Consider the following 14,623-nt stretch of genomic DNA (forward strand, 5'->3'; position numbering starts at 1 on the left):
CGATCGATGGTTGTATTCTTGGATTTATTAGTCATGATACTCCTATTGAATTAGATGACGACGTTTTGGTGTTTTGTTTTCATTAATTTCTAGAGTTTTACTTGTATGGATAGTGATTGAAGAAGTTTTGTCGGTTGAGAGATGACTGCTCTGACACTGATGATTCTCTTCGGGGGAAAGGAAGGAAGTGGCGCGCATGTAGCCAGGGTGAGGCAGGCGGGAAATACCGTCATTATTGGCATCAAGGCGATAAATGCCATGTTCTTTTTGATCAGAGACAATTTTGCCGTCTTTCATGGTAATCACACGTTTTTTCAGGAGATTGACGATGCTGGCGTCGTGGGTAGTGACTAAAACCGTGGTGCCATAGTCATTAATTTTTTGTAATAAATCAATAATTTCTTTAGAAGTTAAAACATCCAAATTACCCGTTGGTTCGTCGGCAATAAGAATCTTTGGTTGTCTGGCGACGGAGCGAGCGATAGAGACACGCTGCCTTTCACCACCAGAAAGATTATCTGGAAAGCGGTAGGCCTTTTCAGAGAGTCCGACCAGATCAAGGACTTTTGGCACAGTGCTTTCGATTTCGTGATTACTCATGCCGGCTATTTCTAGGGCAAAAGCAACATTTTCATAAACTGTACGAGTTGGAAGAAGTTTATAATCTTGAAAAACTACACCAATACGACGACGATAGTTTGGGATATGCTTCTTTTTTACGTAATCAAGATCAATACCACCGATGACGATTTTGCCAGAGTCAGGAGTTTCCTCTTTGGTGATCATTTTTAGAAGAGTTGACTTACCAGCACCAGATTTACCGACAAGAAAAACGAACTCATTAGCAGCAATGTGCATTGAGATGTTGTCAAGCGCAGCTCGGCTATCGCCGTGATAATGTTTGGTGACGTGGTCGAACAATATCATGTATATATTTTAGCATAAACGTGATATGAACTAAAGTGGGTTTTTGATAGAGGTACGAGTAGTTTTGTTAGCTAAAATATTTTGAATTTAAGTATTAATTGTTTTCTTGGTATGTATCGAGTTTTGCGCCGTATTCTCGGAGGAGATCAATATTATCCTCAATGTCTTTCTTACTTAATTTTTCTGTTATAAGATTAACATCTGCACCGTGTTGGAGGAGAATGTTTAGGTTTTTGTTTTTAGTGATATCTTCTTGCCTTAAGTTTGAGACTAATTGATTAATATCGATGTTTGCACCATTTTTATTGAGATAATCTAGATTTCGTGCGATATTTTTTGGATCCATATTTTTTACAATAATATCAATATCTGCGCCATGACTTAAGAGAAAATCCATACGTCTGAAGACATAAGTGGAGTCTAGTTTTGAAACTAATTCGTTGACATCAATATTTGCGCCATTTTTATTAAGATAGTCTAGTTTCCATACAATATCATTTGGATCCATATTTTTTACAATATTATTGATGTCTGCACCATTTTTATAGAGATATTCTAGGTCTGCTGCGATATAATTTGAATTCATATAATTTACAACTTTATTAATATCTGCACCGCGTCGGAGGAGATCGTCTAGATTAAAGTGGGCATAGTATGAAAATCTATAACGCATTTGATCAACGTCAATATCTGCACCATTCTTAAGAAGGGTGTCTAGATTTTGTAAGATGTCATATGATCCTAGTTTTGAAACTAATTCGTTGACATCAATATTTGCACCGTGGTCGAAGAGGAAGTCTAGCTTATATACAATATCGCGAGGTTCCATTCTACCTACAACAAGATCAATATCTGCATGATATTTAAGAAAAGCATCTAGATTTGTGTTAATATCTTTTGAATCCATATTTTTTACAATATTATCAACATCTGCACTATTCCTAAGAAGGGGTTCTAAGTTTTTAGTAATATCTTTAGACCCTAAACTTGAGACCAATTTATTAGCGTCTACTCCTTTTTCTACGGCGTATTCTATGCCATACTTTTCTTTTAATTCTGGGATTCTAGGATCTTCTCTATTATAGGTGTCTAGAGTAGCAATTGGGCGATCTAGCTCATAGAGGAAACTGAGTTCTTCTTTGGTTAGATCTTCGCCTGCTTCCATTTTATTATCTAGCTTAATGAGGGTTTGCTTATCATCAAACTTTTGTAGATACTTTTCACCACCTGGTAGAGACAATGCTTTTTCTTTAACGATTGGAACAAGAGCATCTTCAACAGCTTGCCCATCGTTTAATCCTGAGACTTCATCAACAATACCATCTGGATCGAGACGAATGGAGGCGGAACCGTTCGAGGCAAAAACACCGGGAGAGTTGGGGTCTTCTAATCTAAAGATAATGAATTTGGCTTCAGGGTTTTCTACCTCGACATCATCGTGTTCATAGGTTTCTGCTTGATCGTCATCATCGTAGTCATCATCTTCGTAATCGTCATCTTCCCAGTCTTCATCATCTTCGTAGTCTTGATCATAGTCGTCATCTTCTTCAGGGTTACTATACTGTCCGTATACTAGATAATTATGGGCAACATTAGGATCCACGACACACCAGCGGGTGCCTTCAGCGAGACTGGCAATTTCTTCTTCGTCTCCTAGCTTATATTCAAACCAATCACCATGGACATCTTCGGTACGTTCTGGGGTTTTGAGAATAACCTTGGTATCTACTAATTCTTTAGCGTAGAGTTTGGGGAAGTTGGCGGATTTTACGAGAGAAACCAACTTCTCGTCATCTGAATGTTGTGCTAGCCAATTCTCTTTATCTACACCATAGAAGTCATTAATTTGGCGATAGACTTTGGCGAGGATTTCAGCGTTTAGTTTTGGGAAACTCAATGCAGTGGTATTATCGCGTCTATTATAGTCTGCATCATCAAGATTGAGAGCATTGCTCATCTTGGAGATACCATCGAAAGCATAGACTTTGAACCAAGTAGGATAGGGGCAGTTTTTATCTCCTAGATAGTTAGCCCAGGAAGTGATAGACTGACGTTGTTTATCGATGAGATCTTCAGCGAGGATTTCTTTTTCATATTCACTTAATTCCCTACCTTGGCCGTTGTCTCTTAGGATTTGTTCCTGTTGTTTCCAATAAGCTTCTGGAATGTCTTCATAGTCCATGACGAGATTTTCGGCAGAGGCTTTCCAGAGCTTTTGTTCTAGAGCATCTCCATGTTTTTCGATCATGCGATCTAGACGGGAGAGATAGGCGAAGTTTCTGCGTTCATTATTTTTACCTGGGAGTTTTTCTTTGTTATTGCGGGCTTTATTGAATGAGGATTCGACAATGTTTTTATACTTAGATTCGAAGTTAACCAGAGAGAGGACTTTGGAGCCGATTTCGTTTTGAAGGCGAGATAGATGCTGAGTCTTTTGTTCAGTTGTATTTGTATCGTTCTCTTGATCAATTCTTTCTTCAGGATTAAGTTGATTCGGTGATAGACTTGGCATGAAATCCCTCTTTATAACATGAATTATTTATATAGCGTATATGGTTATTGTAGCATGAAATAAAAAATAGAGCGTTGCTCTATTTTTATAAATTGTGAGATTATATGCGAGAAATTTTATACGTTTGTTTAGCTAACAGTATTAGAGGTGCGAATAGTTGAAGATTACTTATTTAGTAATTAGCTACCAATTTGTGACTCAAGATAGGCGTTGAGAAAGCCCTCAATTCTACCATTAAGCACAGCATCAGCATCGGTTTCTTCATATTTGGTGCGAGTATCTTTTACTAATTTATAGGGTTGAAGTACATAGTTTCGAATTTGTTGCCCCCACTTAGCCGACTCGCCAGCGCGCAGTTGATTAATTGATTCAGCTTGTTGTTCTTGTTGCATCATGATTAATTTGCCACGCAGGATTTCCATGGCTTTTTCACGATTCTGCAGCTGAGATCTTTCGTTTTGAATGGCTACAACGGTGTTGGTGGGGAGATGGGTAATGCGGATGGCTGAGTTAGTGGTATTGACAGATTGACCTCCGTGGCCGCCAGCATGGTAGGTGTCAATACGAAGATCTTTTTCGTCTATTTTATAATCATCGTCACTTTCTAGGATGGGTAAAATTTCGACTAGAGAAAAAGAGGTCTGGCGAAGATTATCGGCGTTGAATGGCGAGAGCCTAACTAGGCGATGTACGCCATGTTCGGACTTTAGATTACCATAAGGGTGATTCCCGTAAATTTCATAAACGGCAGTTTTGATGCCTGCTTCTTCCCCAGCAGTGCGTTCAATAAGTTCAACATTAAAGTGGTTTTTTTCGAAATAACGTAGATACATACGCTCGAGCATGGACGCCCAGTCCATTGCTTCGGTTCCACCGACGCCGGCAGTAATGCGGAGAATGGCATTTTTTTCGTCTAAAGGATTAGTAAAACGAAGCGCCTTTTTTAGTTCAAGCAATGTCTGTTCCATAGAAAAGAGTTGGTCGTTGATCTCATCTAGCAAGTCTATCTCCTTGAGAGCAATAATGTCATAAAGGTCGGAAGCCTGAATTTTGAGGACCTGCCAGGGCTCAACTTCTGCCTTGAGCCGACTAAAATTAGTGTTTACTTTTTTGGCATGTTCAGGATTTTGCCAAATTTCTGGTTCAGAGATTTGAATTTCAAGATTTTTAAGATTTTCAATTTTTTGGTTAATCTGGAGTTTTTGCCAGGTATTATCAAGGTCGATTTGCAGAGCGGCGAGACGTTTTTCGAGATCATTCATGTTGTAATTATAGCAAAGAAAAGAGTCTCTGGATAACCCTATAGTTTTTGACTTTTTTGATATGGTAAAATAGGAAGATTATTATTGATTTTGAAGTTACAAGGATAAAATGTCGAATTTAAGTGAACTAAGAGAGTTAAATAAAAATAACGAAAGAGAAAAAATCGTTATTAAAACCAGTGTGATTGGAATTATTACAAACGTTTTTTTGGCGGCGTTCAAGGCTGGCATTGGACTACTTTCTAATTCGATTGCTATTGTTCTCGATGCGGTGAATAATATCTCTGATGCCGGAAGTTCAATAATTACGATTGTTGGTACAAAATTGGCCGGAAAGGCGCCAGATAAGAAGCATCCTTTTGGCCATGGGAGAATTGAATACTTAAGCGCAATGATGATCGCGGTAATTATTCTGTATGCTGGTACAACGTCATTAATCGAGTCGGTTAAACAGATTATTAAACCGGAGACTCCGGACTATAATCCGACCTCATTGATAATTATTGCGGTAGCCGTAGTGGTAAAAATTGCCTTAGGTGCATATGTGAAGAAGGTAGGAGAAAAAGTAAAATCAGATTCTTTAGTTAATTCTGGAGCCGATGCTACCCTCGATGCCGTAATCTCCTTCTCGACTCTTGTAGCGGCCGTGATATTTATGGTATTTAATTTGGCGCTTGAAGCATATCTTGGTGCAGTGATTGCTGTAATCATTATCAAATCAGGTATTGAAATGCTAAAGGGGACAATATCGCAGCTATTGGGTGAACAAAATGACCTTGAAGTGGCGAAGGCTATCAAGAAAACCGTAATGGGTTTTAAGAATGTGCTGGGGGTTTACGATTTAATTTTAAATAACTATGGTCCAAATCGTTGGAATGGGTCTTTACATATTGAGGTGCCTGATACTTTGAGCGTGGTGGAGCTTGACCAGTTATTGCGCGAGATTTCAGTGAAAGTAGTAAAAGAGCATAGAGTGCTTTTGACGGCGATCGGCGTTTATTCCGTAAACACAAAAGACGAACATGTAATCAAGATGCAGAAAAAACTAAAGGAAGTTGCACTAAAGCAGGAATATATCCGACAGGTGCATGGTTTTTATTTGCTTGAGGCGGAGAAGCAGATGCGTTTTGATCTTGTGGTGAGCTTTGATGCAGAGAATAGACTGGCTTCATTTAAAAAAGCTGTGGCTGAGATTCAAAAAGTATTCCCTGATTATCAATTGCAGGCGGTGATGGATGCGGATTTTACTGAGGAATAATAGATTTAGAAATTAATCTTAACTGTTAATGCACAGTGGTCGGAGACAGGTGCATCGATGACTTCAAAATCTTGAAAGTTTATATTATCACTAATTAAAATATGGTCACAAGGAACGTCTTTGGTGAAGCGAATATTGCGCAGCGTGGTGGGAATATTATGAACAGCTGTGAGGTCGCGAAGAAAATCGAGCTCACGCATTGCTCTTGCTTCAGGAATAACGTTAAGATCACCACAAAGAATAACGGGGTTTTTGTCTGAGCTAATCATGTCAGCGACGGAGCGCATGCATAAGACTGAAGTTTCGTCTCCAAGTGGGTCTTTTAGCCAGTAACCATGATAATTAATTACTGTGAGACCATTTTCTAGAATAACTTTTTGTGCGGTATAAAGATTATGTTTTACAGCCTGCTCGTATTGATCTAGGTTTGTAGCAAAGCGGTACTCACCATGCAGAATTTTTTCTTCAGAGTGCTTAAAAGGAATTTTACTAAGAATAGCATTGCCACTTTCGTAGTGAATAATGTTATTTAAAATTGAAATACCAAATTGACTACTACGAGTGTCGTATTTGAAGTTGGCTTCCTCTTTGATTTTATCAACGGTATCCATAAAATACTCTAGGGTTTTGGTGTGATTACGGTCCCAGACGGCTTCTTGTAAACAAATGAGGTCGTAGTTCCCTTCTTTTATAAAATTAGTAAGGCCATCTTTAATGCGTCCGCCCCACACGTTGAGTTGTAGAATCTTAATGCTATGCATAAGCTAATTGTAACACTTAAACGCGACCATAAGAAAAATATATAAAAAAGACCTCAAAAGAGGTTTTTAGTGGCTGAGGATAAGGGGTATCGCTTGGAATCAAAATATGTATGTGGAAGCTATTGGAGGTTTTGAATTTAGTCCCAATATCGACATTGATTATGTAGTAGAATTTGTCCAATAAGCGTCAAAATGATATAATATGGTTATGAATAAAATCAATCTATTTATTACTGAGGCAAATGGTAATCTTTCAAACAAGAGGACTCTCATTTTAAATGCCATTAAGAAGGCAGAGGAATATACTTTTCCTAAGCTTAAAATAGATTGGGATATTGATATTGTTATTACTAATCGTGTATATGAGTTTGTCATTCCTGAAGACGGAGTTGGTGGCCGATCCTATGCTAGTGATTTTATCCTCATCAGCATCAATGAAGATAAGATCACAGAAAATATCTTAGCAGAAACTTTGGTCCATGAACTTTGTCATGCCGCTAGATGGGGTAAAAACGATGAGTGGATGAATACCTTGTTTGATGGAATGATTAGCGAAGGTATTGCTACATATTTTGAATCTGAATTCGTAAAAGATAAAGCTGAAAAACAACTTTTCCTAAAAACCGTAGTAGAACGTTCCAATGAAGAAAATGAAAAGGTCTACGAAGAACTTAAGGGTCAATTTAAAAACGAGGGATATGATTACCAAACAATCTTCTTTAATGGGAATGACAAATTACCAAGATGGAGTGGTTATTCACTTGGATATTTAATTGTAAAGAAATATCTAGAGAAATCTGGCAAAACAATTGAAGAAGCATTTGCCGATAAATACGCAGATATTGAGGCCGCATTATAGAAAAAGCCCGGGATTACTCTCGGACTTTTTTGTTGTATAGTTTTATGCGAAATAATGTGGCATCGCGAGGCTCTTTTCATTTACTACTAAATCGAGTCTATCGTAATGAGCGGAATAAAAACCGAAGTTAATCTGCAGTAGTTTTGGGCTAAGTACCCTTACAACAGACAACTTATATGTAGGATTGGATAAATCTACAGTTGTAACATCAAGGTGTTTCTTCAGGGCTTCAATACCCCATTCTGCATTTTCTGCGAAATATTCAGTTTTGCGCCCACTCCAAAGCCACGATAGCATACCTACATATTTTCCCGTGTGATAAACTTTACCATGATCGGTAGGGGTAGAAACTAACTTTGGATTAATTTCGGAATTATCTGGGTAGTTAATACAGAGTAAGAGATTGTATTCCGCCTCTTGTAAAGCCTTATTGATGGTATCCGGAATATTCACTTTTTTGATTGTTGCCGCCGCTCCGCTCACGAAGAATGGATATTTATTAGAAACAACAATCGCCTCAAACACCCAGCCGTATTCGGAAGGCATTTCAAGAATCGTTATTTTGCGATTTTGTTTCTGCCAATGTGAAATACGTTTTCTGACGTGAATAGGTAGAATATTTTCGGCGATAATGTTTGGGGATTCATGGGAATACCAATTTCTCATTAATGCATCACGTTCGATCAGTTCGACCAAAGCGCGCTCCTCGGCTTCCTTGTAGTTGTCGTAGGCTGCAATGCCAGATGAATGCCCGAAATAGATTCGGTTCTTACTAGTCTTCTGTCCGTAATATATGATGTCTGACGGTATATAGACTTCCGTCCCATCGAACTTACGACCAAGAGTCCAGCTGATCAATAAATCTTTGGTAAAATAGCTTACTCCGCACTTTTCTGCTTGCTCTTTTGTGAGTGGAAAATAATCGTACGGATGAAGCCAACTCTTAAGATTACTGGCCTCTCCAAAGTAGTCAGAACGAACTTGGCTAGACAAAAAGCGTTCATAACCTTCGACTGTTGCCTTAAAGACAGCATCGGCATACGAAGGACTTGTTGCGCCGGCATACTGCTCGTTACCACATTCATCATGATAGGTTGTTGTGGCTCCAAAGAAAGAACCATCATCTCCAAATACTTTGATCCATATTTTTTCTACAGGCTTGCTTTCGCCAACATTTTCTTCGACATAGCGAATCTTGTTGAACGGTTCAGCTTCCGTATCTAACGGATAGCCAATCGGTATTGAAATAATTGGCCAAATATCATCTTCGAGTTCGAGTTCTCTCTTGAGTGGCTCATCCTGAACCCCACCCATTTCACAGGAACCCAGACCTTGTTCTGCACAATAGAGACTAATATTCTGTGCGACATGACCAACTTCGATTTGTGTCAGTGTATAGCCACGATTTGCATATTTGAACGGTTGTCTCTTGAGGTCTGCTGCAATTACAATTTGGACAGACGATCTAAACGGCATCTCTTCCTGATTAAAACAGTATTTGAGTTGGATCTCATCTACTTCGGAGTTAAACAGAATGAGCGTGTCGTTTTCTGCATCATACTCGTAGTAGCCGGCTTTAAAACCATCTTGGTCTTTTTCGGCCAGCACATATATCCTCAAAGGATAAAGTGCTCCACCACTCGGTACGACATGATCCTTAATAAAGTATGCAAAATGACAAAGATTACCAACCTGCTTAAGCGTGAGTTTTTTATCTGAAAAATTGCGGTAAGAACGCCTTTTTTTCAAAATACTGGTGAAAAAGGTATTCTCATCTTTTTCGAATGAGTGAACTTCACCGCTTTTAGCTGACCTTCTCGGACTAGCTGAATATTCTGCTACTTCATCTTGTGAAAGATTACAATTGAAACCTGTGGGATAGTTGCGAATTCTATGGAAATGAAGATATTGTTCCCTAGAATCAACAACTAGTTCAAGCTCCACAAGTTCCGATAAGACTTCGGAAACTTCATCAAGTGACACAGAAGAAAGCTCAGCGATTAACTCTGTGGTATTGTATCCGTTGCAAAACTTGAGGATCTTCCATAATTCCTCGGCCATTTCTGGACCGATGTCAATTTGGTCCTTGCGGTAAAGGAATCTAATTCCACCTTCATGAGGTACTGCTGGAACAACTAAAATAGGGGCAAAATCTTTCTTCATAATAGTCACATCCTTTCTAAAAACTATATTTTAAGGTTCCAGATATAAATCCTACTCTATTTTTATAACATATTTGTTATAAAAACACAAAAAGTGGCCCGAGACGAATCCCGGGCCTTAGCGTAAACTTGGCATATGTGAGACCAGGCTATTGCAGGTTGATTTACTGTTTGGTGATTGTTAGTGGGAATTACTTTCCGCCACCACCGCAGCCACCACCGCCGCCGCTGTTACAACCGGAACCACCGCCGCAAGAACCGCCGCTGCCTCCACAGCCGCCACCGCAGCCAGAACCACAACTGGCTCCGCCGCAGTTAGATGCTGCATTTAGATGTGTAGCTCTATAAGGTGTACGAGTGATATTGAGAAGTCTCTTCATATCTGTATACCTCCTTTCATGAAAAGATGTATATGATAAACGATAGACAATCTTATCACAGCTTCTGAAGAAGCCCACACATATATGATAGTTTATGATTATCGAATCGTTACCATCGAAACAGTAAAATCGTATAAAAGAACGACTTTTTCTCTAGTCATTGTTATTATATTACATTAATTAAATAAATGCAAAAATATCATGTTAACTTACAACCTTTGCACCACAATCTTGCATTAAAATAAGGTATCTCTTAATCTATTTCTAGGAACTAACCATAAATAAGAAGGACTACTTAATAGTGTATTATATGGGTAAAGACGTAGAAAAAGCAACAAGCAACACAAGAAGTAATTTTAGAAAAAGATGTATTACACAAACTACTAGAGAATTTTGACAAAAATAGGTTTGCTATATATCGCTGGATGAAAAAATGAAGAAAACAACGAAATATATTATTGGAAAATTCTTGTAGGCTATCTAAATTCTTTGGAAAAGTCTTTCATTGATAATATGTGGGATGGAATATCTCCACATTCGATTTAATATCAAGATTCACCCGAATACTTTAAGTAGAAAATGTCTCAGAATAATATAATGAAATTAATCAACACTATAAGTAAAGGCTGAAAATGCTACATGGGCAAGGATTGTACTTAGATGGTATAGATTAATGTTTTTACGTTACCATTGGTTATCTGTTGATACTTTTTGAAAAACGTAAAAATATTATACATTAGAGTAGATATTGATGAAAAAACGGGGAATTCTCAAATTGCTACTTTCGAACATAGAATTAGGCGGTAAAAACATCATCTTTACCATAAAAAAACCATTTGATACGCTGGTTTTTCATATCAAATGGTTCTTTATGGCTGGACCTGCAGGATTCGAACCTGCGAATGACGGGACCAAAACCCGTTGCCTTACCACTTGGCGAAGGTCCAATGTACTGCAACTATTTTACCACAAAGTATTAAATTTTGAAAAGCTTAAACTAGATATAGGATATTAGCGTTCGTAGACTTTAAATTCACAGTTTTTAAGATGTAGATTAATGGCACTGTCGTAGAGCGCGGAATAGAATAATCCTTGCTCTGTGCCACCGCGAAGGATATAGTCGACTATTTTAAGGATGCCAGCGTGAGAAGCTATCAGTACTTTTGCATCATTGCCATAGTTTGCCAACGTGTCAGCCTGAATTTGCTTTAATACACGATCAATCCGATGGAACATGTGTGGTACAGACTCCATTTTGAAACGGTCGGCATTAAAGCCATCTTTCCAGCTAATTTCATGAATTCTGGAGCCTTCTTTACCTTCAAAGACGCCAAGTCCGCGTTCAATGAGATCCTCTGCATAACGAATGTAGCAATCTTTATTTAGATCATTATGTTGACGATAAAAATGGTTGAGCTCGATCGCATCTTCAAGACTTAATTCGTCAAAGATAGCTTTATCGGGAACGACACGTCCGAGGATGATCTGACAAGTTTTAGCTGCACGCTGCAATGGTGAGGCGTAAGCTATATTGAAGCGCACATCCTTTAGTTGATCACGAGCTCTTAGGGCTTGAAATTGTCCTAAAGTATTTAATGGCGTGTCGGACCAGCCTTGATTTAATCCAAGATTATTCCAGTCAGTTTGTCCATGTCGTACTGTGTAAAATTTCATTTGCCCACCACTTTATTTTTTATTTATTTAACATTGTACCAACACCCCAAAGAAGGGTGAGAAGTGCGCCGGTTGCGCAAAGGATAATGCCGAGACCACCCCAGAAATAAGCATCTTGTTTACCAGAATCTTTAGGTGATTTAGCGGTAACTTTCTTGGTATTGGTGGCAGTTTTTTTGGCTACCTTGTGGTTAGTTTTGGTATTGATTGATTTTTTTGTTGTAGTTGTCTTTGGCATGGTTTTTATTCTGTTAATGCTTTTTTCTATTCTAACGCTTTCAGGTAAAAAAGTAAATGGTGCAAGAATCTAGGTAAAAAATGAAGAGAGGACAATGTTTACTGTTAGCTATTCAAGGTCGCGCTGTCTTTGGCGACCAGTACGTCTTAGCTGTTCGAGTTGTTTACGTCGTTCGATCATGGCCAGGATCTGGTCTGCCTTTTGGTGACTCTTTGCAAGTTGTTCGTTGTGGGCCATTGTTTGTTCGGAAGTGTTCTCTGATTGGTAGGTAGTGTAGAAATTGCGGAAATATTCTTGGTTGGCCGATTCTGCGAGATAATTAAAATTACTCTCGGGGACCATGAATGGAAGATTGGCGTAAACTGGTTGCCAATATGTAACTTGGCCATCCTTCTGACTTGGATTTTGTGGGACTGGAATCGGCGGAGTAATCATGCGATGATGGTAGGCAGAACGTAGTTCTTCAACACTGCCAACACATTCAAAAGGTTTCATTTCTCCGCCGACACCAAGAAGGCCTTTAAAGATTTGAGTAAGATTTTGATCTAAGAAAAGGTCCTGATCGCCAAAAAGTGATTGGAGGAACTGGGGTGGAATAAATGGGCAGAAAAGTAAATATGAGTTGGCACATTTGGCGCAGTGGCCACACCATTTGAGTGTGTTATTTTGCTTATTTTGTTTATAATTTGCCTCATTGCAAGAACTAAAACTGTAGCCATATTTTTGCCAACATTTTTGAACAAAGAGGTCGGCAATACGTAATTCGCTGAGATGGCGGATAGGTGAGCCTAGATGAAGGTCTGGGGAGAGGTAGCGTTTGATGTATTCGGTCATCAGTTGTTCAGCCTGCCAGGTCTTTGACCATTGATGGTTGACTGGTAAGTCTCCAATCATTGCGTGAGGTTCTTCCCCCTCACGGCCGATGCTTGTGAGGATGACGTTCTGATTATTTAAGATAGCTTGAATAAGAGCCAGAGATTCTACGATAAAAGTAACGGGAATATGTCCATTAAATCCGCCAGTTTGTTGTAGATGGAGATGATCGATTTGGCGATAAATTACACTGGCTTTTTGGTGATTAAAACCGTCACTTAGATGATCGATAACATTTGGGTGTGAACGGTCTGGACTACTACTGATATACCATGGGACAAAGTTAATATTATGTTCATTAAGTAGTTCGGCAACCAGGAGACTGTCCTTTCCGCCAGATTGGAGAGCGAGAACTCCTTGGCCACGATATTCAACAGCTGGTTTATTTTGAAACCTGAGAGCAGACTTAAAAGTGGCTAATTGAGTACGAGTTAGACGATTTTCGAAGGCATATTGAGATAGACCTTCCTGAAAAACGGTAGAAAAGAAGCGCGCTTGAAAATCATCTAGAGGCCGGTCGAGGCGAATATTCTGGGTGGGGTGAGCTTTATAATAGCTGGTACCAATCAGGATAAAGGCAAGGAACATAGCCTGGTCTAGCAGCTCGGTAAGGCTGGGGTCGTCAAGTAGGTTGAAGGAGCTAGTATTGGTACCGGGCTTAGGTGCAAAAAAGACCTTTTCAGTAAAGATGATATTGTCGATTCCTTGGTAGACAAAAGTCGCGGTGTAGGTTGAACGATCAAAATAATAACTTAAAAAACGAAAGACGGCGTCTTTTGACGGAGCGACGGTGGGGGCTGGCTGGGTTGGTTTTTTATTTAAAGAACCAAGAATAGATGAAAAATTTGATGCAATCATTATTATTATTTTAGCATTAAAAAGCGTTTACGATTTGTTGAAATTGATTTCCGCGATCACTAAAATCCTTAAACATATCAAAACTGGCAGCTCCAGGACTCATTAGAACGATGACTGGTTTTGCGGTTTGGTTGTTGAGGGCTTCTCTAGTGGATGGAATACAGAGGTCGTAATTCGATTCGAGGTCAGCGGCGTATTTTTCGGCGTAGTTTTTGGCGTATTCTACGGCATCCTCGAGCGAATCGGCTAGAATAAATTTATCAGGATCTTCTCCTTCTGCTAGCATGAAACGTGTTTCGCCGATTAAAATGATTTTCTTAAGATTTTTGGCACTAAAGAAGCGTTCTTTCATAGCTGTTAAATCGAGATGTCGATCTTTGCCGCCGGCAATAAGAATAGTGGGGTAATCTTCAAAAGCTTTGATGGCGACGTCAGCAGCAGGAAAAGCTGAAGAGTAGTTATCATCATAGTAGCGCACGCGATTTAATTCGCGGATAAATTGAATACGGTGAGGTAATCCTACAAAAGTAGCGAGGCCATGGGCTATTTTTTGATAGATTGCTTGATTGCTATTGCTAAAAAGTTCGTCTAGAGATAGGTTCAAAATACTGAGTACTGCCAAGATGGCCGCCTCGGCGTTCTCGCGGTTGTGCTCACCTGGAATTTTTAAATAATCAAGGAGGTTCTTAAGTTCTGCTTGATACTTAACGATGGGATAGGTGTTTTTTTGACCAGCACTTTTCTGGCCAATTTTTACACTATCATCATTGTTCTTATAATAAATACAATAATCTGAGGCTGTCTGATGTCTTACGATATTTGATTTAGCAGCTAGATAATCATCAAAACCATGGTGTCG

At 39.1% G+C, this 14,623-nt stretch carries 10 protein-coding genes, 1 tRNA gene and 2 pseudogenes; 2 read left to right on the forward strand and 11 right to left on the reverse strand.

From position 1 onward, the window contains the following. Nucleotides 1–249 precede the first annotated feature (249 nt). The 3 genes and pseudogenes from ftsE to prfB form a co-directional block, all read right to left on the reverse strand. Nucleotides 250–927: pseudogene (gene ftsE, locus G3KMM_RS02115) on the reverse strand (cell division ATP-binding protein FtsE); the annotation flags it as partial. A gap of 94 nt (nt 928–1,021) precedes the next feature. Next, entirely contained in the window at nt 1,022–3,439 is a 2,418-nt protein-coding gene (locus G3KMM_RS02870; RefSeq protein WP_195157078.1) for an ankyrin repeat domain-containing protein, read from the reverse strand. A 179-nt stretch (nt 3,440–3,618) separates the two neighbouring features. Further along, entirely contained in the window at nt 3,619–4,701 is a 1,083-nt protein-coding gene (gene prfB, locus G3KMM_RS02125) for a peptide chain release factor 2 (RefSeq protein ID WP_129604937.1), read from the reverse strand. Between the two features lie 109 nt (nt 4,702–4,810). On the opposite strand from prfB, the gene G3KMM_RS02130 reads away from it, so the two are divergent. Further along, entirely contained in the window at nt 4,811–5,959 is a 1,149-nt protein-coding gene (locus tag G3KMM_RS02130) for a cation diffusion facilitator family transporter (protein WP_129604939.1), read from the forward strand. Between the two features lie 5 nt (nt 5,960–5,964). Here the strand turns inward: G3KMM_RS02130 and G3KMM_RS02135 are convergent, their stop codons facing one another. Beyond that, on the reverse strand, nt 5,965–6,720 hold the full coding sequence (locus G3KMM_RS02135; protein ID WP_129604943.1) for an endonuclease/exonuclease/phosphatase family protein: 756 nt from the start codon (nt 6,718–6,720) through the stop codon (nt 5,965–5,967). A 208-nt stretch (nt 6,721–6,928) separates the two neighbouring features. Between G3KMM_RS02135 and G3KMM_RS02140 the strand changes: the two genes are divergently transcribed. Beyond that, nucleotides 6,929–7,579, forward strand: coding sequence for a DUF2268 domain-containing putative Zn-dependent protease (locus G3KMM_RS02140; protein ID WP_164998483.1), 651 nt, complete (start codon nt 6,929–6,931; stop codon nt 7,577–7,579). A 42-nt stretch (nt 7,580–7,621) separates the two neighbouring features. Here the strand turns inward: G3KMM_RS02140 and G3KMM_RS02145 are convergent, their stop codons facing one another. The 7 genes and pseudogenes from G3KMM_RS02145 to G3KMM_RS02825 form a co-directional block, all read right to left on the reverse strand. Next, nucleotides 7,622–9,742, reverse strand: a complete 2,121-nt coding sequence (locus tag G3KMM_RS02145) for a SagB family peptide dehydrogenase (RefSeq protein WP_129604947.1) — start codon at nt 9,740–9,742, stop codon at nt 7,622–7,624. A 190-nt stretch (nt 9,743–9,932) separates the two neighbouring features. Continuing rightward, nucleotides 9,933–10,121 carry a hypothetical protein gene (locus tag G3KMM_RS02875; RefSeq protein ID WP_195157079.1) on the reverse strand — a complete coding sequence of 63 codons (189 nt, stop codon included), beginning with the start codon at nt 10,119–10,121 and terminating at the stop codon, nt 9,933–9,935. Nucleotides 10,122–10,993: 872 nt separating this feature from the next. Further along, nucleotides 10,994–11,068 (reverse strand) — tRNA-Gln (locus tag G3KMM_RS02155). 64 nt (nt 11,069–11,132) lie between these two features. Beyond that, nucleotides 11,133–11,795, reverse strand: coding sequence for a histidine phosphatase family protein (locus G3KMM_RS02160; protein WP_129604949.1), 663 nt, complete (start codon nt 11,793–11,795; stop codon nt 11,133–11,135). 19 nt (nt 11,796–11,814) lie between these two features. Next, the gene (locus G3KMM_RS02165; RefSeq protein ID WP_129604952.1) at nt 11,815–12,033 is read right to left on the reverse strand and encodes a hypothetical protein; all 219 of its coding nucleotides are present in this window, start codon (nt 12,031–12,033) and stop codon (nt 11,815–11,817) included. A 108-nt stretch (nt 12,034–12,141) separates the two neighbouring features. Next, on the reverse strand, nt 12,142–13,764 hold the full coding sequence (locus G3KMM_RS02170) for a MurL-like N-terminal domain-containing (protein ID WP_129604958.1): 1,623 nt from the start codon (nt 13,762–13,764) through the stop codon (nt 12,142–12,144). 16 nt (nt 13,765–13,780) lie between these two features. Continuing rightward, nucleotides 13,781–14,623: pseudogene (locus G3KMM_RS02825) on the reverse strand (glutamate ligase domain-containing protein); the annotation flags it as partial.

The sequence above is a fragment of the Candidatus Nanosyncoccus nanoralicus genome (assembly GCF_004138405.1).
Taxonomy (GTDB): Bacteria; Patescibacteriota; Saccharimonadia; order Saccharimonadales; family Saccharimonadaceae; genus Nanosyncoccus; species Nanosyncoccus nanoralicus.